Origin of the sequence: Mangrovimonas sp. CR14 (genome assembly GCF_011764015.1) — a bacterium.
Lineage (GTDB): Bacteria > Bacteroidota > Bacteroidia > Flavobacteriales > Flavobacteriaceae > Mangrovimonas > Mangrovimonas futianensis.
Genome location: NZ_JAAFZY010000001.1, coordinates 61,790 through 85,356, shown reverse-complemented (window position 1 = coordinate 85,356; position 23,567 = coordinate 61,790). Strand labels below are relative to the sequence as shown.

Annotated in this window: 20 protein-coding genes; 5 read left to right on the top strand and 15 right to left on the bottom strand. The window is 36.7% G+C overall.

Annotated features, from left to right (window positions below; genetic code table 11):
• Positions 1–2: 2 nt before the first annotated feature.
• The 10 genes from GZ212_RS00345 to polA all read right to left on the bottom strand — a co-directional run bounded on the left by GZ212_RS00345 (position 3) and on the right by polA (position 11,041).
• Positions 3–1,286 carry a DUF5686 family protein gene (locus GZ212_RS00345; protein ID WP_166956157.1) on the bottom strand — a complete coding sequence of 428 codons (1,284 nt, stop codon included), beginning with the start codon at positions 1,284–1,286 and terminating at the stop codon, positions 3–5.
• Positions 1,287–1,344: 58 nt separating this feature from the next.
• On the bottom strand, positions 1,345–1,899 hold the full coding sequence (frr, locus tag GZ212_RS00340; protein ID WP_053970505.1) for a ribosome recycling factor: 555 nt from the start codon (positions 1,897–1,899) through the stop codon (positions 1,345–1,347).
• Between the two features lie 66 nt (positions 1,900–1,965).
• Positions 1,966–2,673, bottom strand: a complete 708-nt coding sequence (gene pyrH, locus GZ212_RS00335; protein WP_053970504.1) for a UMP kinase — start codon at positions 2,671–2,673, stop codon at positions 1,966–1,968.
• A gap of 144 nt (positions 2,674–2,817) precedes the next feature.
• Positions 2,818–3,792 carry a translation elongation factor Ts gene (gene tsf, locus GZ212_RS00330; protein WP_166956154.1) on the bottom strand — a complete coding sequence of 325 codons (975 nt, stop codon included), beginning with the start codon at positions 3,790–3,792 and terminating at the stop codon, positions 2,818–2,820.
• 94 nt (positions 3,793–3,886) lie between these two features.
• Entirely contained in the window at positions 3,887–4,651 is a 765-nt protein-coding gene (gene rpsB, locus GZ212_RS00325) for a 30S ribosomal protein S2 (RefSeq protein ID WP_053970502.1), read from the bottom strand.
• 187 nt (positions 4,652–4,838) lie between these two features.
• On the bottom strand, positions 4,839–5,225 hold the full coding sequence (gene rpsI / locus GZ212_RS00320; protein ID WP_053970501.1) for a 30S ribosomal protein S9: 387 nt from the start codon (positions 5,223–5,225) through the stop codon (positions 4,839–4,841).
• Entirely contained in the window at positions 5,225–5,680 is a 456-nt protein-coding gene (gene rplM, locus GZ212_RS00315; protein ID WP_053970500.1) for a 50S ribosomal protein L13, read from the bottom strand. The genes rpsI and rplM overlap by 1 nt, the downstream gene beginning before the upstream one ends.
• 245 nt (positions 5,681–5,925) lie before the next feature.
• Positions 5,926–6,891 carry a bile acid:sodium symporter family protein gene (locus GZ212_RS00310; protein WP_166956152.1) on the bottom strand — a complete coding sequence of 322 codons (966 nt, stop codon included), beginning with the start codon at positions 6,889–6,891 and terminating at the stop codon, positions 5,926–5,928.
• 92 nt (positions 6,892–6,983) lie between these two features.
• A complete protein-coding gene (locus GZ212_RS00305; RefSeq protein WP_166956149.1) occupies positions 6,984–8,189 on the bottom strand; it encodes an MliC family protein in 1,206 nt (401 codons plus the stop codon).
• 11 nt (positions 8,190–8,200) lie between these two features.
• Positions 8,201–11,041 (bottom strand): DNA polymerase I, encoded by a 2,841-nt coding sequence (gene polA / locus GZ212_RS00300; RefSeq protein WP_166956147.1) that lies wholly within the window; start codon positions 11,039–11,041, stop codon positions 8,201–8,203.
• A gap of 100 nt (positions 11,042–11,141) precedes the next feature.
• On the opposite strand from polA, the gene GZ212_RS00295 reads away from it, so the two are divergent.
• Entirely contained in the window at positions 11,142–12,542 is a 1,401-nt protein-coding gene (locus GZ212_RS00295; RefSeq protein WP_370520419.1) for an aldehyde dehydrogenase family protein, read from the top strand.
• A 4-nt stretch (positions 12,543–12,546) separates the two neighbouring features.
• On the opposite strand, the gene GZ212_RS00290 is transcribed toward GZ212_RS00295, so the two are convergent.
• The 4 genes from GZ212_RS00290 to GZ212_RS00275 form a co-directional block, all read right to left on the bottom strand.
• On the bottom strand, positions 12,547–12,789 hold the full coding sequence (locus GZ212_RS00290) for a hypothetical protein (protein ID WP_166956144.1): 243 nt from the start codon (positions 12,787–12,789) through the stop codon (positions 12,547–12,549).
• Between the two features lie 157 nt (positions 12,790–12,946).
• Entirely contained in the window at positions 12,947–13,951 is a 1,005-nt protein-coding gene (locus GZ212_RS00285) for an isoaspartyl peptidase/L-asparaginase family protein (RefSeq protein ID WP_166956142.1), read from the bottom strand.
• A complete protein-coding gene (locus GZ212_RS00280) occupies positions 13,948–15,258 on the bottom strand; it encodes a sugar MFS transporter (protein ID WP_166956139.1) in 1,311 nt (436 codons plus the stop codon). The genes GZ212_RS00285 and GZ212_RS00280 overlap by 4 nt, the downstream gene beginning before the upstream one ends.
• A gap of 17 nt (positions 15,259–15,275) precedes the next feature.
• The gene (locus GZ212_RS00275; RefSeq protein WP_166956137.1) at positions 15,276–18,200 is read right to left on the bottom strand and encodes a GH92 family glycosyl hydrolase; all 2,925 of its coding nucleotides are present in this window, start codon (positions 18,198–18,200) and stop codon (positions 15,276–15,278) included.
• 43 nt (positions 18,201–18,243) lie between these two features.
• On the opposite strand from GZ212_RS00275, the gene GZ212_RS00270 reads away from it, so the two are divergent.
• The 4 genes from GZ212_RS00270 (at position 18,244) to GZ212_RS00255 (ending at position 22,929) form a co-directional block, all read left to right on the top strand.
• A complete protein-coding gene (locus GZ212_RS00270) occupies positions 18,244–20,514 on the top strand; it encodes a beta-N-acetylhexosaminidase (RefSeq protein ID WP_166956134.1) in 2,271 nt (756 codons plus the stop codon).
• 1 nt (position 20,515) lies between these two features.
• Positions 20,516–21,229, top strand: a complete 714-nt coding sequence (locus GZ212_RS00265; RefSeq protein WP_166956132.1) for a copper homeostasis protein CutC — start codon at positions 20,516–20,518, stop codon at positions 21,227–21,229.
• A gap of 63 nt (positions 21,230–21,292) precedes the next feature.
• Positions 21,293–22,522, top strand: a complete 1,230-nt coding sequence (locus tag GZ212_RS00260) for a metallophosphoesterase (protein WP_166956130.1) — start codon at positions 21,293–21,295, stop codon at positions 22,520–22,522.
• A 110-nt stretch (positions 22,523–22,632) separates the two neighbouring features.
• A complete protein-coding gene (locus tag GZ212_RS00255) occupies positions 22,633–22,929 on the top strand; it encodes a co-chaperone YbbN (protein WP_053972038.1) in 297 nt (98 codons plus the stop codon).
• Here GZ212_RS00255 and GZ212_RS00250 read toward each other — a convergent pair.
• Complete coding sequence (locus GZ212_RS00250) at positions 22,926–23,567, bottom strand: polysaccharide deacetylase family protein (protein WP_166956127.1); 642 nt, start codon at positions 23,565–23,567, stop codon at positions 22,926–22,928. The two genes, GZ212_RS00255 and GZ212_RS00250, sit on opposite strands and share 4 nt — an antisense overlap.

Sequence of the window (23,567 nt, the reverse complement as noted above, 5' to 3'; positions counted from 1 at the left end):
GCTTATAAAGTTAGGTTGAAAGTGAATTTAAAAGCAAGATTGTCCTCAAAATTAGGTAAGTGGTAAGCCCCATATCTATATGCAAAACTAAGTCCAAATGGGAAGAGTATTTTGTTTAATTCAAGGCCTATTTCTGAATACCCTTTATCTAATGTGTCAAACTCAAAACCTTGATGGCGTTCTATGTTTGACATATTTCCCAGAGCAAAACGACTGATCAGTACCAATTGAGGTTGGTATCTTGGTGAGATTTCAAAAGGTTTGAAATAGTGTTTGATTTGAAGAGTTGAAAGTTTGTCGGAAAAGAATTCATTGAAAAACATGGTTTCAAAGCTATTAATACCAGCTACAGAAAATCGTTTCATCACACTGCCTTTATTAATATTGTTAGGGTAGGCATGGTACATGTGAGTGAGGGGTGTAACACCTCTTGCTATCCCAGCCCAAAGATTGACACCTGTTTTTGACTTGTTTTTATGTTCCAGGACATAGACCGATCTAAATTCAACTTTTGAAAAATCAAATTCACTGGCAAAAACATTTCTAAAGTTTTGGGTGTATTGAAGCGTGAATTTGGGGTATCCGTTTTTTACCTCTTTTAACACGTCATCCTTGAACTCATAGATACTAAAGGGGCTCCATTGGAATGAAAAAGTGGAAAATGTTAAGTCAAAATCTTGATAAGATTTATTGCCAACCTGCAGGGTGTAATCGTAGGTTGGATTGATATTGCTTACTGCTAGTTTTACTTCAGAAAGTAATTTAGGAGATAATTTATGGCTTATAGAAATAGATTTTGTTACATGCCTATGAAAAAGCTCAATATTAAGAAGGCGGGGTTGGAAAAAAGTAAAAAAGCGTTTGTCTGTTAAAAATGTAGAACTACCCGTCTCCTCAATATCATCGGTATAGGAGAGATCAATCCAGGTATTGCTTTTGGGGGCTAGTCGAAAACCACCACCTAAGGAATATTTAAATTTTTGATCTCCAAATCCATAAGCTCCATAACCATCCAAATGATAGCGCTTTGAAAACTCGTCATTGGTAACACCTCCAAAACCAGTTCGTATGGCTTCATGTTGGTTGTATTTGAATAGATATTTAATATCTACTTCAAAGGCTTGTCCGAGCGTTATATAACCGTTTCCTAATTTTTTAAGAAATTGGGATCTTCTTATAGAATCATTTTGGGATTTAATGCTGTCTTGTTCTTTAGCGCCTTTGTTCTGGCACTGTGCAAATTGGAAGGACAGTAAAATGAAAAAAATGGCACAGTACTTCAGCATTAATAGTATGTGGGTTTATAATAGCAATTAAAAAGCGACCTATAGAAGTCGCTTTTTCTTATACTGTCATGATCTCTTTTTCCTTAACTTCTAATATTTGGTCTATTTGCTTAACGTATTTATCAGTTAATTCTTGTACATCAATTTCTGCATTCTTCTTTAAATCTTCTGAAGCATCCAACTTTTTTAAATCATTGTTTGCATCTTTTCGTGCATTTCTAACTCCTACCTTAGCATCTTCGGCTTCAGATTTTGCTTGTTTGGCCAAATCTTTCCTTCTTTCCTCTGTCAAAGGTGGAACATTAATGATGATCATGTCGCCATTATTCATAGGATTGAAACCTAAGTTAGCAATCATGATGGCTTTTTCTATTTCTTGAAGCATGGATTTTTCCCAAGGTTGTACTGAAATAGTTCTACCATCAGGAGTATTGACATTGGCCACTTGGCTTAAAGGAGTTTGTGATCCATAATAATCAACCATGACACTTCCTAGCATAGCAGGACTTGCTTTACCAGCACGAATGTTTACGAGTTGTTTTTCTAAGTGCTTAAGGGCACTATCCATAGATTCTTTTGTGGTATCTAAAATGAAATCAATCTCTTCGTTCATAGAATATTGTAATTAAAAATTAAATGATAGCTACAAAAAACAAGCCAAAGCTTGATGTAAAAGATATTATAAATTAACCTTAGTTCCAACTTTTTCACCTGAAACTACTTTCAACAAATTCCCCTTTTTATTCATGTCAAATACAATGATAGGTAATTCGTTTTCTTGGCTTAGAGTGAAAGCGGTTGTATCCATAACTTTAAGACCTTTCTTAAGGACTTCATCAAAAGAAATGTAATCAAACTTAACTGCATTGGAATCTTTTTCAGGGTCGGCTGTGTATATGCCATCTACACGAGTTCCCTTTAAAATCACATCAGCTTCAATTTCAATAGCTCTTAAAACAGCTGCAGAATCTGTAGTGAAATAAGGATTCCCTGTACCACCACCAAAAATAACGACACGGCCTTTTTCAAGGTGTCTCATAGCACGTCTTCTGATAAAAGGTTCTGCCACTTCATTGATTTTAATGGCACTTTGAAGTCGGGTCCCAACACCTGCATTTTCTAAAGCACTTTGGAGGGCCAAACCGTTTATAATAGTTGCCAACATACCCATATGGTCTCCTTGCACACGATCCATACCATTACTGGCTCCTGCAACACCTCTAAAAATGTTACCACCACCTATAACAACGGCAACTTCTACACCTAGCTCTGTTATGGCTTTAATGTCTTCTGCATATTCGGCTAAACGTTCTGGATCAATTCCATATTGGCGACCGCCCATTAAGGCTTCACCTGATAATTTTAAGAGAATTCTTTTGTATTTCATGCTGACTTTGAAAGTTTAGCAAAACTACATAATTTTTTCTTTTTTGAATTTATATCAATTGGGTTTTATGAATAAAAAAACCACCATTCTAATAAAAGAATGGTGGTTGTATTTATTGGTTACCTGACTTATCAGGACCGTTTATTATCCTACTGTAGCACGTTTAAATCCAGAGATTTCAACATCACCATATGAAGAAACGTAATCTGCAACGGTTTGCTTTTCATCTTTGATGAATTTCTGATCTAACAAACATTTCTCTTGGTCAAGAGTTGTGTTGTCAGAAATGAAACGCTCCATTTTACCTGGTAAAATTCTATCCCAGATTTGTTCTGGTTTTCCTTCAGCAGCCAATTCCGCTTTAGCATCTGCTTCAGCTTGAGCCAATACTTCAGGAGTTAATTGCGCCATAGAAATGTATTTAGGAACATTTTTCAATGTTTTTCCTAAACGAGCTAATTCTTCATTATCTTTTTCAATAACAGCAATTCTAGCTTCAGTTTCTGAAGAAACGAATGCAGGATCAAAATCTTTGTAAGATAAAGTAGTTGCTCCCATTGAGGCTACTTGCATTGCTACATCTTTCACTAAAACATCAGCATTGTCAACTTTAGCAGTGATTCCTACTAAAGCAGCAATTTTATTGATATGAACATAAGAACCTACATAAGCAGCTTCTAATTTCTCGAAAGAGGTAATATCTAGTTTTTCACCGATAACACCAGTTTGCTCAACTAATTTATCAGCCACGGTCATTCCACCAAAGTCTGCTGCTAAAAAGGCTTCTTTTGAGTCATAATTCAAAGCTAGCTCAGCAAACTCGTTAGCTAACGCTAAAAAGTTTTCATTTTTACCAACGAAATCAGTTTCACAACCTAAAACAATAGCAACACCAGCAGTTTGGTCTGCATTGATTTTAGCAACAGCAGCTCCTTCAGAAGAATCTCTATCTGCTCTTTTCTCAGCTACTTTTTGTCCTTTTTTACGTAATACATCAATGGCTTTATCAAAGTCCCCTTCAGCCTCAACTAAAGCTTTCTTGCAGTCCATCATACCTGCACCAGTAGCTTGTCTTAGTTTGTTTACTTCTGCAGCTGTTACTTTTACTGTAGTACTCATAGTCTATGTATTTTAAAAAAAGTCGTTTAGTTGATGTTCAGTAAAGAAACAAACTAAACGACTTGTTTAATGTTATGTAATGATTATGTTTAGTTTATTCTTCTTCCTCTGAAACTGCTTTTTTCTTTGCAGCTTTTGCAGGCTTATCAGCTTTAGAAGAATCTTTCTCAGCTTTACGTTCTGCTAAACCTCCAGAAATAGCTTCTGTTACATAGGTTAAGATTTTTTCAATTGATTTAGTAGCATCATCATTTGATGGAATTACGTAATCAACTTGACGTGGATCAGAGTTTGTATCCACCATCGCGAAGATTGGAATGTTTAATTTTTGTGCTTCTTTAATCGCGATGTGCTCACGCTTAATGTCCACCACAAATAATGCTCCTGGAATACGGGTCATGTCGCTAATAGAACCTAAGTTCTTTTCTAGTTTAGCTCTTTGACGATCAATTTGTAATTTCTCTTTTTTAGAAAGAGAAGCGAAAGTACCGTCTTTTTTCATTCTATCAATAGAAGCCATTTTCTTAACAGCTTTTCTGATAGTTACAAAGTTTGTCAACATTCCACCTGGCCATCTTTCAGTGATGTAAGGCATGTTGATTCCTCCTGCTTTTTCAGCTACGATATCTTTTGCTTGTTTTTTAGTAGCAACAAATAAAATTTTACGACCTGAAGCGGCAATTTTGCTCAATGCCTCAGAAGCCTCATCAATTTTAGCTGCTGTTTTGTAAAGGTTAATGATATGGATGCCATTACGCTCCATATACACGTAAGGAGCCATGTTTGGATCCCATTTGCGAGTTAAGTGTCCAAAGTGAACACCGGCTTTTAATAACTCTTTTACGTCTGCGTTTGCCATTTTTTGTAAATAGTTTACGTTCTGTTGAATTAGCAATGGTTAAGTGGTACTTTAAAAAGATGCCTTAGCCATTTAGATGCTAAACTAAATCCCGAAATTACTCTAGGACAACAAAAACGGTTAATAATTTAATTTTATATAATGATTTGAGTAATTCTGGATGATATCCCAAATCAAGCGGAATATATTAACGTTTAGAGAACTGGAATTTCTTACGAGCTTTCTTCTGACCGAATTTCTTACGCTCTACCATTCTTGGATCTCTTGTCAATAATCCCTCTGGTTTCAAAATAGTTCTGTTTTCAGCATCAATTTCGCACATAGCACGAGAAAGAGCCAAACGAACTGCTTCTGCTTGACCAGTAATACCACCACCATAGACATTAACAGTAATGTCAAAGTTGCCATCATTGTTGGTCATGGCTAGAGGTTGATTTACTTTGTACTGTAATGTAGCAGTAGGAAAGTAGATAGCCAAGTCCTTTTTGTTAATCGTGATGTTCCCTTTTCCTGGGGCAACATACACACGTGCAACAGCCGTTTTTCTACGGCCAATTTTGTGAATTACTTCCATTAGTTAAATTCGTTTAAATTGATTGTTTTTGGTTTTTGAGCTTCGTGAGTGTGCTCTGAACCAACAACAACGCTAAGGTTACGGAATAAATTTGCCCCTAATTTGTTCTTAGGCAACATTCCTTTTACTGATTTTTCTACCAATCTCGCTGGATCTTTAGCGAACATTTCGGTAGCGGTTAAACTTCTTTGCCCACCTGGATAACCTGTATGACGTAGGTAAACCTTTTCCGTCCACTTGTTTCCGGTTAAGTTGATTTTTTCCGCGTTGATAACAATCACGTTATCCCCACAATCAACGTGTGGCGTGAAGTTAGGCTTGTGCTTACCTCTTAAAAGTTTTGCAACTTTAGAAGCTAAGCGACCTAAAGACTGTCCTTCAGCATCAACCAAAACCCACTCTTTGTTTACAGTGGCTTTGTTTGCTGAAACTGTTTTGTAGCTTAATGTGTCCACACTTTTAAAATTTAATAATTAAACATTCCTCTCCTAAAAAGAGTTTGCAAATTTACGATAATCTTGCTGATTACCAAATAGTATGGTTTTATTTTTTAGAAAGGCTTTTTTTTAAGGTAAAAGTTTGGTATAAAGAAGATTATTGAAGGATGTTTTGAAAATATTTTTGAGGTCTTCTGGTGCGCATAATTCAATTCCAAGGTTAAACTAGGTTTCTTATAACGATTATTGTAATACTTTTAATTCTATTCTATGCTGTATTGGGATAATTTATTAGCAATGATACTGATGATGAAAATCTGGATGGCGTGAAATAACATTAAAGGCAATAATAGGATTCCGATGGCCGAAGTGTGTTGAAATAGAATATCTGAGAATACGGTTCCATGTACTAGTGATTTTTTAGTGCCACAAAACTTGGCTGTTATTTGATCTTCTTTTGAAAAACCCAACCATTTTGAAATTTTCCCTATGGTTAAATAGACTATTATAAAGATGGTGATCACTAAGCAGAAAATAAGAATCAAATCCATGAAATTAACGGATTCAAAAATTTTCCCAAGAAAAGATTCCGAAAAACTCTTATATATAATAAGGAGGATAACCGATTTATCAAAAAGGGTCAAGTACTTGCTGTTCTTCTTGGCGAATTTGCCTAGAAAGCGATGGAGGATCAAACCTATGAAAACTGGGAGTAATATTTCAGTTAATAATTTGAGGTAAATTTGCCCTAAATCATAATCAGAATTACTTTGATTTTGGAACAGTCCAATCCATAAAGGTGTCACAACTATACCAATTAATCCAGAAATACTGGCGTTAAAAATGGCAGCAGGAATATTACCTTTTGCTATGGAGACCATTACCACAGATGAAGATACCGTAGATGGGAGTGCCGCCAAAAATAAAAATGCCAACCACAAGGTTTCATTTTCAGCTGAAATAAGCGGTTTAAATGGAAGCACCAATAAAGGGAACAGTAAAAAAGTAGTAGCTTGAATTAATACATGTAGTCTCCAGTTTTTAAGGCCGGAAGCGATTTCCTTGGGGCTTAATTTCAAACCGTAAAAGAAAAAAATAAATGAAATGCCAATACTGCCTATTCTACCCAAGTTTATTGGGCTGTCTTCCTTAGCCAGATCTGGAAAAAAATAAGCTAAAATAACCACCGTTATAATAGCTAAAACAAATTTATCTAGTTTAAATTTCATTTGGGAACACTGGTGGACAAAAGTAAACCTTTCCTAATTAATTGGGTTTGATAAAATTAAAAAAACTGATTTTAATAAATATCCAAATTCCTTTAATAGGTAGTCACTTTATCGGGCGTTAGCTGCCACATGGCTTCTCCTGGAGTAAGTTTGTATTGTATTTGTTTGATACCTCCTTCTGCATTAGGAAACCGCCTGATCAAGCTGCCTTCTACTACAGCAAACTCATCATAACCTTCATAACCTATTGATAGTTCGGGGTTATCTTCAATAGGCGCCATATAGATTGGAGTCATAGAAGATGTTCCATTAAAGGAGTAAGCAATGACTTTTCTAAATGGGATGCCATTTTTTAATTCTTGTACATAAATATAGATTTCGGGTGAGCCATTGGCGTCTAGGTCATCCATTTCAGAATTATAGACATCACCTTGATAAGGGATATTTGCATCTTGGTCTTTTAGGGTAAGACCAATGGGAGAGATTTGTAAGTTTTTGTCCTTAGCAGTGATCCTAACAGCCAACCCGTTTGGGTAACTATGAAACTTAATGTAATCGGTATTGTCTACTTGTGTTTTGTCAATTGGGGTATCCAATTTTTTATAAGTTCCTTTTATGGTTCCACCACCTGAACAGAAAAAGTACAATTTGTTGTTGTCTTCTTCATTATTCCCGTTAATGGAAATTTTATCGTCATTGAAAGAAAAGATTATATATGCTCCATTTATATTACAGCTCATGGTGTTGGTGTCTTGAATATTTGCCAAAGCATCAAATGAGCATGTTGGTTTCTTTTGGTCGATGCGAGATCTTACAGAAATGAGGGCTTGGTGCTCATTGAATGGAGTCACAGTTACTGAAACCCAATCATAACCTTCATTACGTTTCTCATAACTATTATCAATATAAGTACCATAGATTCCATGGGATTCGCTACTTGACATAGTGTTAGATTCTGCACTGCGAATGGTACCTTGATATTCAGTTTGGTTATCCGTCCCCCACATAAAGTTTTCCCCTTTCAGCCAAAGAATCTTTCCGTCGGCAGTCATATATTTTTCGCCACTTCCCGATGACTTCCTCGTCAAGTTATATACTTTTTCATTGTTTAAATCGAGCATGAACAAAGAATCGTCAGATTTTCTCATGATTTTAAAACTAAAATCATCGTGTTCAGCTTTATAGATTTCAGTTATGGAGTCAAAGGCAGCAACAACAGGAAATTGGGAAGTTGTTTTTGATTCGTTTTTGCATGAGATGATGGCAAAACACATTAATGCTAAAAGATTGTATTTCATGGGTTCCAATTTTAATGAGCTTCTAACCAGTTGTTTCCGGTGTCTAATTCTACATCTAAAGGTACGGATAATTTGAATGCATTTTCCATTTCATGCTTGATGAGTTCTTTTATTTCTTCCAGTTCAGGTTTAAAAACATCAAATACCAATTCGTCATGAACTTGAAGGAGCATTTTTGTTTTAAATTGGCCTTCCTTCAATTTTTTATGGATGGCAATCATTGCTAATTTGATAATGTCTGCTGCGCTTCCTTGAATGGGGGCGTTAACGGCATTTCTTTCTGCTGCTCCACGAACTACGGCATTTCTAGAATTAATGTCCTTTAAATAACGACGTCTTCCCAAAACGGTTTGCACATAACCGTGATCCCTCGCAAAATCAACTTGTTTGCCTATGTAACTTTTTAATTTAGGATAGGTTTCATAGTAGGTGTCTATGAGTTCCTTAGCTTCGCTTCTGGATAGATCGGTTTGATTGCTCAAACCAAAGGCAGATACTCCATAAATGATTCCGAAGTTAACAGTTTTTGCATTGCTTCTCTGTTCTCGAGTCACATCCTTAATATCGACATTGAATACCTTGGCGGCGGTGGAGGCATGGATGTCTTCACCATGATTAAAGGCCTCAATCATCGTTTCTTCCTCACTCAATGCTGCAATAATACGCAATTCAATTTGGGAATAATCTGCGGCCATAAGTGTAAAATCCTCATTTTTGGGAATAAATGCTTTTCTTACTTGTCTCCCGCGTTCAGTTCTGATAGGTATGTTTTGAAGGTTCGGGTTATTGCTGCTCAATCTACCAGTGGCCGCTACGGTTTGCATATAATCTGTGTGTACTCTTCCAGTGCTTTTTTCCACTTGAAGGGGTAGGGCATCTACATAAGTACTCTTTAATTTGGTTAGTCCTCTATATTCCAATACATCCCGAATGATTTCGTGATCTTTGGCTAGGTAACTCAATACATCTTCGGCAGTACTATATTGACCAGACTTGGTTTTCTTGGGTTTATCAACCAACTTCATTTTATCAAATAAAATGTCCCCTAGCTGCTTTGGAGAAGAAATGTTAAAGGTTTCTCCTGCTTCTTTATAAATGCGTTCCTCTAAACTCTTAATATCTTTTTCTAATGCTTCAGAAAGGGTTTTCAAATAGTCACAATCTAAATTGATCCCCTCTAATTCCATAGCTGCAAGAACTCGTAACAGTGGTATTTCAATACCATCAAAAAGAGTTTGGGTGTTTGCTTCTCCTAATTCATTCTGAAAATGTTGCTTTAATTGCAGTGTAATATCAGCATCTTCAACGGCATATTCGGTTTGTTTATTTAGAGGGACTTCCCTCATGGAAAGTTGGTTTTTTCCTTTTTTCCCAATTAGACTTTCAATGGAAATAGGTGTGTAGTTAAGATAGGTCTCGCTTAACACATCCATGTTATGCCTCATATCTGGATTAATAAGGTAATGGGCCAACATGGTATCAAACAGTTTTCCTTTGACTTCTACTTGATATTTGGCTAAAACCTTAATGTCATATTTTAGATTCTGACCAATTTTTTCAATTTGGTCATTTTCAAAAAAGGGGCGTAATTTTTCAATTAATTCTTGTGCTTCTTCCCTTTTTTCTGGAAAGGGAAGGTAAAATCCTTTTCCTGCTTCCCAAGAGAAGGCAATCCCAACCAATTCTGCTGTTAAGGGATCCAAACCTGTGGTTTCAGTATCAAAACAGACAGATGATTGTTTCATTAATTTTTCAAAGAACAACTGAAAAGCTAAGGGTGTTGCGATACTTTGATAAAAATGGGATATAGATTCAGAGGTACTTCGGGTAAACGTGTTGGTAGAATTTGCAACATCTTCCTCATCGCCACCAAATAATGAAAATTGTCCAGATCCCGCTGAAGCCGGCTTTTTGACTTTAGTAACGTCTTCTTGCTTCGGTTTGTCCAAAAGAGCCTCCTCTTTTTCTGAAGCAAATGTTTTGATGAAATTCTCTGTTAATCTTCTAAATTCAAGCGTTTGAAAAATGTTTTTTACAGCCTCAATATCGGGCTCTGACATTTCAAAATCTTTGTAATCAAAAGTTACTGGCACATCAAGCATGATGGTTGCCAATTTCTTGGAGAGTAATCCCAATTCTTTATTGGCTTCCACCTTTTCCTTCATCTTCCCTTTAAGTTCATGGGTATTTTCAAAAAGAGCTTCCATACTCCCGTATTGTTGTATGAACTTTTTGGCAGTTTTTTCGCCCACACCCGGTAAGCCAGGTATATTGTCGGAGGCATCACCCATCATTCCCAAAAAGTCAATGACTTGCTCAGGTCTTTCAACTTCAAATTTCTTTTGCACTTCTGGAATGCCCCAAATTTCGTATCCGCCCCCAAAGGATTTGGGACGATACATAAAAGTGTTTTCAGTTACTAATTGGCCAAAATCCTTATCTGGAGTCACCATAAAAGTTTGGTATCCTTGTTCCTCGGCTTGTTTGGAGAGGGTTCCTATAATATCATCTGCCTCAAAACCCTCCTTTTCCATGATAGGGATGTGCATTGCTTTTAGGATTTCATGAATATATGGAACAGCAATTTTGATCGCTTCTGGAGTTTCATCCCTATTGGCTTTATAGGCTTCAAACATTTCTACTCTGTCAGCACTTCCTCCTTTGTCAAAACAAACGGCCAAATGGTCTGGTCGCTCCCTTTTTATTACGTCTAGAAGGGAATTCATAAATCCCATAATGGCTGAGGTGTCGATGCCTTGGGAGTTTATTCTTGGGTTTTTTATAAATGCATAATATCCTCTGAAAATTAGGGCATAGGCATCAACTAGAAATAATCGTTTTTTGTCAGACATAGTCGTGTATTTGTAAGGATATAAAACTACAAAAACTAGCTGGGTATCTAATATTAATTAAATTACAATTTGTATTTTTCTGATTATAAACATCAATGCTGTGGAAAATCCATATCTACCACTTTTCAATAAGCAAAAGGGATATCAATTTAGTGTAGGGAATACCTCTTATAGGGAACGAATCAAAAAGCTCAGTGCTTTAAAACATGCCGTAGAGTTTACCTATAGGGAGGAAATCAAAAAAGCCCTTTATGAAGATTTTAGAAAGCCATATTTAGAGACTGATTTGACCGAAATATATCCGGTAATTGGGGAGATCAAGTACGTTAAGCGGCATCTGAAAAAGTGGATGAAAAATGAAAGAGTAAAGACACCATTATCACTTTGGGGAACTACATCTTGGGTAAGACATGAACCTAAAGGGGTTTGCCTAATTATTTCACCTTGGAACTTTCCTGTTAATTTAACTTTTGGACCTTTGGTAAGTGCCATTGCCGCGGGTAATACTGTGATTTTGAAGCCATCTGAAATGACACCTCATGCTTCAAGGGTGATGGCAAAAATTATAAATGAGATTTTTGATGAGAAGGAAGTGGCATTAGTGGAAGGAGAAACGCAAGCTTCAAAAGATTTATTAAAGTTGCCTTTTAATCATATCTTTTTTACGGGTTCTCCGTTTGTTGGAAAAATAGTCATGGAAGCAGCTTCAAAACATTTAACTTCAGTAACTCTTGAGTTGGGAGGGAAGTCTCCAACCATTGTCGATGAAACGGCCAACCTAAAAACTGCGGCCAAACGAATTGCATGGGCTAAATTTTTAAATAATGGACAGATATGTGTTTCTCCAGATTATGTACTTATTCAGGAATCAGTTAAAGAGGCATTTTTGGAAGCATTAGCAAGTCAAATAACAGACATGTATTCAAAAGACATTAAATCTTCTCCAGATTACAGCCGAACAGTCAATGAAAAACATTTCTTAAGATTAACCGGTTTGATTGAAGAAGCTATAACAAACGGGTCAAATATACATATTGGAGGGGATTATCAATTGGAGGAGAGGTTTATTGAACCAACAGTGATTTCAAATCTATTGGATTCTTCTGGTCTCATGAAAGAGGAAATTTTTGGCCCTATTCTCCCAATTAAAACATTTAAAGAATTGGATGAAGCCATCAATTATGTGAACTCGAGAGAAAAACCTTTGGCACTTTATATATATACGTCCAAAAAAAGGAATTCAAAAAAAATCATTAAAAATACCCGTGCTGGTTCTACGGCAATTAACACGAGTGTTTTGCAATATGCAAATCACCATTTGCCATTTGGAGGAATTAATAATAGTGGTATTGGGAAAAGCCATGGATATTATGGCTTTGAGGCCTTTTCAAATAAAAGATCGGTTATGAAGCAGTATCTTGGAGGGGCTTTAAGTTTGTTATTCCCTCCTTATTCGAATATTAAACAAAGATTGATGGAGTGGACAATAAAATGGTTTTAGAGTCTTAGCAAAGTTTTTCTCTTTTAGATTTTCTTCCTCTGAAAAGGAATAAAGACTTGTCAAAGTTAGACTCAATCAACAATCTCTTTTTAGTGCTATTTTTTAGAGCAACTGTATTTTTAACAGGAGTTACAACAACTTCTGTAGTATCATTACTTAAATCCTGTGACTCTTTCTTAACATCTTCTTGAGCGTAAAACGCCGTAGTGGTTACTGTTAGAATGAAAGTGAAAACTAATTTTTTCATGATTGTAATGCTTGTTTGATTAATTTCTGCAACAAAGAAACATTACCTAATAGGTTGAAATGAAAAAAATTAGTTGAATCACGGAAACTTTTTGATTATCTGCATCTTGAATCAAAAAACATCGACGAAATGCACTTTTCGATAAAAATTCTAATCTTTATACATAATGAGTTGATTCAATTTGCTCATTTTCACCATTTTGAAATTTTGTCATAGTGAATCCTTTATGAATGGAATGAAATCCAGTTTCGCCCTTTTTATTTAAAGCTATATAACCTACTTGAAAGTTTTTGTAATTACTATTTGGTTTGCTTACAATGCGCCTAATGGCTTCTTCACAAGCCTCTTGAGGTGTTTTTCCTTGTCTCATGAGTTCAACTACCAGAAAGCTTCCTACGGTCTTTACAACCTCTTCTCCTAATCCTGTAGCTACACAGGCACCAACTTCATTATCGACGAAAAGCCCAGAGCCTATAATAGGCGAATCACCCACGCGTCCCGACATTTTATAGGCCAATCCACTCGTAGTACATGCACCCGAAATGTCACCATTTTTATCTATAGCTAACATGCCTATAGTATCATGATTTTCAATATTGATAATAGGTTTGTATTCGCTTTTTACTTTCCAATCTTCCCACGCTTTTTTGGAAGATTCGGTTAGGAGATCTTCCTTCTGGAACCCTTGTTCATAAGCAAATCGTTCAGCGCCCTTACCAGCCAACATCACATGTGGTGTTTCTTCCATCACCATTCTTGCCACAGAAACCGCATGGGTAATGTTTTCCAAATAAACGACTGAACCACAATCCCCATTTTCATTCATAATGCAGGCATCCAAAGTGACATGTCCATCTCTATCTGGGAGCCCTCCTTTCCCTACAGATTGACCTTTTTCGTTAGCTTCTTCAACCATGCATCCTTGTTCAACAGCATCAAGTGCCTTACCTCCAGCTTGAAGAACCTCCCAAGCTTTGGCGGTAGCTTCCTTAACGTTCCAAGTGGCAACTACGACGGGGAATGCATTTTCAAGGGCTCCCACGCTTTCATTTGTTTGTGAGGCTTCCTTGGACGCGTTTGATTCACATCCTATTAAAGTTGATCCAACGGCCAAACTCATCCCGGTTAGTGATGTGCTTTTAATGAAATCTCTTCGTTTCATATTTCAATTTGTTTTTTGGAATTTCTATAACCATAATACATAATGTACCCATAGCAGCAAATTACAAATAATAATGCCCATTTGAAACCAATATTATCCGTAAGGAAGCCATATGTAGGAGGAATGATGGCGCCACCAACAATAGCCGTACATAAGAGTCCTGAGCCTTTCGGCTTGAGTTTTCCGATACCATCAATTGCCAAGGTAAAAATAGTTGGGAACATGATGGAATTGAAAAGGCCAACGGCTAAAATACTCCACATGGAAATTAATCCTGTGGTGCTTATGGAAACGCCTATGAGGCAAATGGTAATAATGGCAAAGCTGGAAAGCACTTTTCCTGGGTTAAAAATGGTTGTTAGATAAGAACCTATAAACCTACCTATCATAGCACCAGACCAGTAGAAGGTTACAAAAACTCCTACCACGGCTTTGTCGTCTGTTTCGGCTAAACCAGAATTCAATAAGGTTTCAGCTATACTTTTCATAAATCCATTTTCATGAATAATAGAAACCAAATTCATGTCTAGAAAGTAATTCACTAAGTAACTTCCGATGGCTACTTCGGCTCCTACATAACAGAAAATACCCAAAACGCCCAACATCAGATTCTTTTCCTTTAAAGCTTCCCTGTAGGTACTTTTTTCTTCTTCATTTATAAGCTTGGGCAGTTTTGCAAAAAAGAAATAAACCGCAATCAAACAGATAAAAATAGCTAAGCCTACAAAAGGTGTCTGAACTGCTGAAGCCTCGGCACTTAAATAACTTTCTTTAGCCACTCCAACTAAAGCATCAATTTCCTCTTTGGTTTTAATTTTATCACTTAAAATAAACAAGGCGCCTATGGCTGGGGCAATGGCAGTTCCAAGAGAATTAAAAGCTTGGGATAAATTCAGTCGACTGGAGGCTGTTTCTTCACTTCCCAATACGGCAACATAGGGATTGGCCGCCACTTGAAGAATGGTGATACCACCAGCTAGTATAAAGTAAGCTAACATAAAAATGCCGAAAACACGATAGGAAGCCGCAGGATAAAATAGAAAGCATCCAAGAGCCATGGTGATTAAGCCTAATATAATTCCTTTTTTATATCCAATTTTGGATAGGATATAACTGGCAGGGATGGACAATAGAAAGTAGGCACCAAAAAAGGCGAATTGCACCATGCCTGCTTGAAAATAACTTAAGGTGAATAACTCTCTTAATCTAGGGATAAGTGAGTCTACTAAAACAGTAATAAACCCCCATAAAAAGAATAATATGGTTAATAGGATAAAAGAGGAGCGATAAGATTTTGGTTGATCCATGGGATAAGGTTGTGGATTTAATTGATACTAATTTCATCTGCAAAAAGCCATGAACGACCATCTTCATGGCTTATATGCCATTCTGGAAGTTGACCAAGCGTCTTTGCGTGGATTTTTATGTATTGATAAGATTTTGGTTTCGTTTTAAAAGTAATACGTTGGATGGTTGAATTTTCTTTGGGAATGGAAGAATCAAAGTTTATACTGGCATCAATTTTTTCAAATGTAGTGCCATCTACTGACCCAAAGCACTCTACTTCTGAAGGCAGGAATATCCAAGAACGTTGGTCTTCAAGGAAACCTATCCCAATTTCCTCAATGGTTCTTGTTGAACCCAGATTGACAGTAGCCATTAAATCACTGTCATGGAAACCTTGCCAAACGCCTGTTCTGAAATCTTGAGTTCCAAAAATCCCATCGATGAGAGCATTTTGACCACCACCATTATATTGGTTGGCGTAAGGTTTTTTTAACTCAATAGAAATATTTGGATCAATCTTGTAAAATTGGGTCGAAACAATAGGACTCCTTTTTCCTTGAGATTCTGCATAAACTTTTAGTTCAGTTTTATCTGAGATTTTAAAAGGCTTTTTGTACTCAATAAAGTCTATGCCATTAACACTATAGAAAATGTTAGACTTTACATCAACACTCTTTAAAGCTACTAATGTTTCGCCTTTAAAGGCAACATCTCCTTCAGCTATAAATGGAACCGGAACAATAAGGTGTTCGTCTATAGAGGTTTTCGGTTGATCGCCATCTTGAGTTCCCCATTGGGAAGGCGTATTCCCCATTGTAAACTTGAGGGAACCTCCTTTGATAATATCCTCATGATTGATAAATGTTTGTTCTAAGGAGGTATCATTAAGAAGGACCGATTGAATGTATTTATTTTCTTTAGAGAGGTTTTCAGCAATGATGGTAAAAGTGTTGCCATTCTCTAAATGAATGGTTGATTCTTCCATTAGTGGCGTTCCTATAATGTAAGTATTCGAGCCTGGTGTAACGGGATAAAATCCCATAGAACTAAACACGTACCAAGCGCTCATTTGTCCGCAGTCTTCATTGCCTGAAATACCATCAGGGTCATTTTGGTATAACTCGTTTAAAATTTGAGAAACGCGTTCTTGTGTTTTATAAGGTTTGTTTACAAAATTATAGAGGTAAGCCATATGATGACTAGGCTCGTTTCCATGGGCATATTGCCCTATAAGCCCTGTAATATCTGCTTGTTGCCTACCTGAGGTTTCTACATTTGCTGTAAACAGATCATCCAATCTTTTTTCTAAAGCCTCTTTTCCGCCCAATAAGGTCATAAAGCCTGAGATATCCTGAGGGACATAAAAGCTATATTGCCATGAGTTTGCCTCGGTGTAATTAAAATTTACTTCGTAAGGGTCAAACGGAGCAAACCAGGTATTTCTAAAACGACCTCTCATGAATTGACTTTCTGGGTCAAATATGTTTTTGTAGAATTGGGCCCGCTGCAGATAATCTTCATAAACTTTTTCATTTCCCATGGCTTTGGCCATTTGCGCAATGGTCCAATCGTCATAAGCATATTCCAATGTTTTTGAAACGGATTCACTTTCGTTTTCTACGGGAATAAAAGCCAAGGATTTATATGAGTCGAGACCTAAATGGTCTTGAGTGGCAGAATTTACCATGGCCTCAAAAGCCTGATCTGCATCATAACCTCGAATACCTTTTAAATAGGCGTCTGCAATGACAGGAACCGCATGGTAACCAATCATGCAACCGGTGTAGCAGCCAGATAAGTCCCAGATTGGCATGATACCTCCCTCTTTATTTTTTGCAATAAATGTATTGATGAAATCATTGGTGCGTTCCTGCTCGATAATTGTGTAAAGCGGATGGGTGGCTCTGTAAGTGTCCCAAAGCGAAAAAACAGTATAGTAGTCAAAATCTTCATTTTGATGGATTTTTAAATCCATACCTCGATATCTGCCATCCACATCTTGATATAAATTAGGGGCAATCATCGTGTGGTAAAGCGCCGAATAAAAATTAACCTTATCATCTTGATGAGGTGTTTCCACTACTATTTTTTGTAATTGACTTTCCCACAAGTCTTGAGCTTCAGATTTAACTTCGTCAAATGATTTTTGACCTATTTCTTGCTCTAAGTTTTTTCTTGCTCCATCCCCATCAACAGCTGAAATGCCAACTTTTGCGTAAATAGGATTGTTATTTGGATTTTTGAATTCAAAAACCGCTTTGGTGGGTTGATTTTCTTGATTGTATTGTATGGATGCAATTTCTTCGGAAAAAGTGATATAATAGTACAAACGTTGGTCTGTAGCCCAAGCGGCACTATGCCTATGTCCTTGAATGGTTTTATTGTCAATTTGGGTGATTTCGTGCGATAATAGCTTGTCTCGGTGTTCGAGATCCAAAACTACAAATTGATTGTCATGACTCGGAAATTGATATTGGTGAATACCACTTCTTTGTGATACCGTTAAATTCACTTTAATATCTGTAGAATCCAATTTAACTTCATAATATCCCGGCGTTGCAATTTCATTTTTATGTGTAAAAGGCGCTTTGTAACCTGGTTTGCCATCAGAGCCATTGTTGAATTGAACACTTGTAGTGGGCATTAACAAAATATCACCATAATCGCTAACTCCTGTTCCGCTTAGGTGGGTATGTGAAAAACCATAAATATAAGAGTCTGAGTAATGATATCCTGAACATCCATCCCATCCATCTAGTCTTGTGTCTGGGCTTAATTGCATCATTCCAAATGGAAGAGTGGCACCCGGAAAAGTATGGCCGTGGCCTCCAGTTCCAATAAACGGATTCACATAGGAAGTAAGGTTTTGGTCTTCTGTTTCAGGATTTGTAGATGATGAAGGTTTTTGACAACTGCTAATTAAAAGAACGACAATAAAAAGAGGAGAAAATTTGAATTTCATTAAAATTTAGATTGCTACATTTAAGGCTTCTAATATAGTAAAAATGAATATCAAGAAACTTTTGGCAAGTTGTCTTTTTTTGTTAGGCTTACTTTCCTGTAAAAAAGAACAGGAAGTTGCTATCTTACCTCAAATCATCCCACAACCAAACCAATTGGAAATCACTGAAGGAGCTTTCGAATTGAATCCTACAATTGGAATTAAGTCACCTACCTTGTTCTTAGGTTCTTCAAATTATTTAAAAGCGTTTATAGAGAAAGGCGCTAGTTGGGAATTGAATAGTTCTTCTGAAAGGGATATTGAGTTTGTTGAAAATAAAAATCTAAGTGCAGATGGATATCAATTGAATGTAACACCAAATAGGATAGTAATTAAAGCTGCTACAGACCAAGGGGCTTTTTATGCAGTTCAATCTTTGAGGCAATTGCTTCCTGTCTCTTTTGAAAATGGAACTTTCAGTGATTCTAAAGCTGTTATTCCTTGTTTAGAAATTATAGATGAGCCACGATTTCAGTATAGAGGAATGCACTTGGATGTAAGTAGGCATATGTTTCCTGTATCTTTTATTAAGTCTTATATCGAGGCTTTGGCTCTTCTTAAAATCAATAAATTTCATTGGCATTTAACAGATGATCAGGGGTGGCGCATTGAAATAAAAAAGTTTCCGAAACTACAGGGGGAGGCAGCTTTTAGAGATAAAACCCTAAAAGGGCATTACAATGATGAACCGGTTCAATATCAAAATGAACGTTATGGCGGCTTTTATTCTCAGGAAGAAATCAGGGAAGTGGTGGCTTATGCAAAAGAAAGGCATATAACGGTTATCCCAGAAATTGAGATGCCGGGTCATGCCCAAGCAGCATTGTCGGCTTATCCTGAATTAGGCTGTACCGGAAATTCCATAGAAACGGCTACCACTTGGGGCGTTTTTGAGGATATTTTTTGTTCAAAGGATGAAACATTTGAATTCTTAGAAGGCGTGTTAGATGAGGTGGTGGAGTTATTTCCTAGTGAATATATCCATATTGGAGGTGATGAAGCACCTAAAACGAGATGGAAAGCTTGTGAAAATTGCCAAAAAAGAATTCAAGAAGCGGGATTGAAAGATGAATTTGAACTTCAGAGTTATTTTATTAAACGAATTGAAAAGTATTTAAGTCTTAAAGGGAAAAGAATTATTGGTTGGGATGAAATTCTAGAGGGTGGTTTATCGCCAAATTCTACGGTGATGTCTTGGCGCGGATTTGAAGGAGCTATTACTGCTGCCAAACATGGGAATGATGTGGTGATGACGCCTTCATCCCATTGTTATTTTGATTATTATCAGTCCGAGGGAAGTAACGAGCCAACAGCCATTGGAGGGTTTTTGCCTTTGGAGAAAGTTTATAGTTTAGAGCCGATTCCAGAGGAATTGGATGAAATAGAGAGTAAGCATATATTGGGAGCCCAGGGTAATTTATGGACGGAATACATACCAAACAGCAAACAGGTGGAATATATGGTTTTTCCTAGAATACTGGCGTTAAGCGAAGTTGTTTGGACGCAACCTGAATTTAAGAATTACAAGGAGTTTGTTCAAAGAGTGGAACACTTTCATAAAAGATTGGATGCCCTAGGAATTCATTATGCGAATCATTTATATGATATTGAAGGTGGTTTATTAGTGGATGAAGGAAAATCAGTTTATGAAATGAAGACTTTGACAAATGGTAAAATCATTAAATATACTTTGGATGGAAGCAGTCCTAATAAGGAATCCTTAACTTATGAACATCCTATACTGTTCTCAAAAGATATGGAGATCCATGCAGCTGTTTTTAGGGGTGATGAAAAGGTAGGATCCGATTTTCATCAAAAATTATGGTCACATAAAGCAGTAGGAAAACATATAGAATTGAATGTGTCACCACATAAAGCTTATCAGGGAAGTGGTGCAAATGGTTTGGTCAATGGTATATGGGGTAGCAGCACACGTTATGGTGATAAGGAATGGTTAGGATTTTGGGGGGATGATTTAGAAATTATGATAAATTTTGAAGAGGAGACTGATATCGATTCTGTATCAACTAGATTTTATGATGGCCAAGGACAATGGATTTATGCACCAAAGGAAGTTATTTTTGAAGCTAATGGAAAGCAAATTACATATCCTGTTAATAGTAGTGAAGGAGTCCTAGTAAATTTTAAAATTGAGCCAAAAATCAGAACAACAAGCTTTAAGTTGATAGTCCCAAATTATGGTACTATTCCAGAAGGGAAGCAAGGAGCAGGAAACAAAGCTTGGACTTTTATAGACGAAATTGTAGTAAAATAGTATGGTTTTAGAAGTTTGTGCAAATTCCTTTGAATCTGCAAAGAATGCCCAATTGGGAGGCGCTAAACGGATTGAGCTTTGTCAAGAGCTTTCAGTAGGCGGGATTACACCTAGTTATGGTCTTGTGAAACAGGTAGTCGATAAATTGTCTATCCCAGTATTTGCATTAGTAAGGCCTAGAAGCGGTCATTTTGTGTACTCCACAGAGGAAATGGAGGTTATGTTGAATGATATCCAGTTGTTTAAAAAACTGGGCTGCTCTGGAATTGTTTCCGGAGCTTTACATTTGGAAGGTACTATTAATGTCAGTCAAACTAAGGAGTTGATAGATGCATCTGGCGATTTACCTTTTACATTTCATAGAGCATTTGATGAGGTTCTAAATCCAAAGGAAAGTTTATTGCAGTTAATAGATTTGGGAGTAACCAGAGTGTTAAGTTCTGGGCAAAAAAGCACAGCCTTCGAGGGAATAACCTTGTTATCTCAATTAAGAGATCTGGGTCTGAACCAAATTAAGGTTATGCCCGGAGCGGGAGTTAATGAAGATAATATTTTAAAATTCAAAGAAATGGAGTTTGAGGAGGTTCATTCCTCGGCATCCATGATTATAGGTGAAGGTCAAGGCGAAGGTCTTTTTAGTAAAGATACATTAACGGTGACCTCTACAGAAAAGGTTAAAGCCATGGTTAATTTGATATCGAAACCAAATAGTTGATTTTTAACATCCTGTTAAAATACTTCGCATGCAATATCCTTTATCTTTGCTCAAATTGTACTTATGATTCGCTGGGTAATTTTTATAGTTGTTTACCTTCTACTTACCATTTATGGATTTCAAGCCATTAGAACCATTACCAAAGCCACTTGGATACATGTTCTGTTTTTTATTTTGGCGGTTTTAGTTTTTGGTAATTTTATTTATCAGTTTACCCTACCTTCCCAAGGTCGAGTTTTAACTCCTGGTAAAAGTTATGCCTTTGGGTTTCTTTTAACCTACATGAGTTTTTTGCTTGTGATGATTCCAATATTAATTGGGGAAGATATTTTTAGAGGGGTGTCAAGCTTATACGATCGGTTTTTTACAACAAAGGAGGATTTCTATTTTCCAGAACGTAGAAAGTTTATCAGTCAAGTAGCCATGGGATTAGCTGCAATACCCGTAGCATCTTTGCTTTATGGGATGTATAAGGGAAAGTATAATTTTAGGGTTATCAAGCACACTTTGTTTTTCGAAGATTTGCCACAGGCCTTTGAAGGATATAAAATTACTCAAATTAGCGATATCCATTCTGGTAGTTTTACAGATTACGAGGAGATTCAGCAGGCTGTACACATGATTAATGAGCAAGAATCGGACGCGATTATGTTTACAGGTGATTTGGTAAATAATACGGCTACGGAAATGGATCGATGGAAACCATTGTTTGGATCCCTAAAGGCCAAGGATGGTGTTTTTTCCGTTTTGGGGAATCATGATTATGGGGATTATGTAGAGTGGGAAAGCAATGAGGCAAAGCATCAAAATCTAGAAGATTTAAAGCGGGTGCATAAGGATATGGGGTATGACTTATTACTTAATGAAAGTAGGTATTTAGAGCGAAATGGAGATAAAATTGCCTTGGTAGGAGTTGAGAATTGGGGACGAGGAGGATTCACTAAGAAAGGAGATCTTACAAAGGCGTCTGAAGGGGTTAAACCTGATGATTTTAAAATTTTAATGAGTCATGACCCTTCACACTGGGAAGATGTGGTCTTGCATGAGCCTTACCATTACCATTTAACCTTAAGTGGTCACACACATGGGATGCAATTTGGAGTGGAAATACCGGGCTGGGTGAAATGGAGTCCCATTAAGTGGCGTTATAAATATTGGGCAGGTGTTTATAATGAATTAGGTCAATACATTAATGTCAACAGAGGGTTGGGGTATTTAGGATATCCTGGTAGAGCTGGAATTTGGCCCGAAATAACGGTCATTGAACTTAAGCGGAAAGAGCAAAATAGCTAAGGGATTTTTAAATGACTGCTGAAAACAGGCCATTATAAGTGCCTGTTATTCAAAATATAAAAAAAATGTGTAGATTTACATCAAGGCATTGACTTAAAATGGTACAAAGTATGTCAAAATTTGGTGAATTAATAGATGTTGATGTTCCAGTCCTATTGGACTTTTTCACAGAATGGAACGATCAATCTACTGCTATGCATCCTGTACTTAGGGATGTGGCCGCTGCACTTGGTGATAAAGCCAAAGTGATTAAAATTGATGTCGAGAAAAATCAAGAACTTGCAGAAGCTTTAAGGGTTAAAGGTCTTCCTACGTTAATCATCTATAAAAATGGTGAAATGAAGTGGCGTTATAGTGGTGAACAAGACGCAAATACTCTAATAGGTATTATTCAGGAATACCTTTAAAAGCTAATAGCTTTAAAGCTAAAACCTAAATCTCTATAGTATTCTAATGTTCTTGGAAGCGCATATTTCATGTTTTCAGAAGCCTTAATGCTGTCATGAAATACTACAATACTGCCTTCTTTCGCATTGTTCGTTACATTCTTTAGACACGTTTCACCACTTACCGTTTTGTCCCAATCAATGGAAATAACAGACCACATAATGATATGATAGCCCATATCTATCAATTGCATTCCTTGCTTTTTTTTGATTCTTCCGTAGGGGGGTCTAAAAAGGTTTGAAGAAAGGTTTGTATGTTTTTCAATCTCTCTTTCTGTTTTAACTGCGTTGGAAATGTAAGTGTCCAAATCCGTTTTCCAACCCTTTAAATGATTAAAGGTATGATTCCCAATTTGGTGGCCCTCATTTACAATTTGGTTAAAAATATCGGGGTGTTTTTCAATATTATGGCCAATGCAAAAGAAAGTCGCTTTGGCATCATACAGCTTTAAAGTCTCCAAAACCCAAAGTGTAACATCTGGAGTAGGACCGTCGTCAAAAGTAAGATACAAAACTTTCTCCGCGGTTTCCATTTCCCAAACATACTTGGGAAAAATGGATTTGACCAAAGGAGGAAGTTTTGCACTTAGTAAATTCAT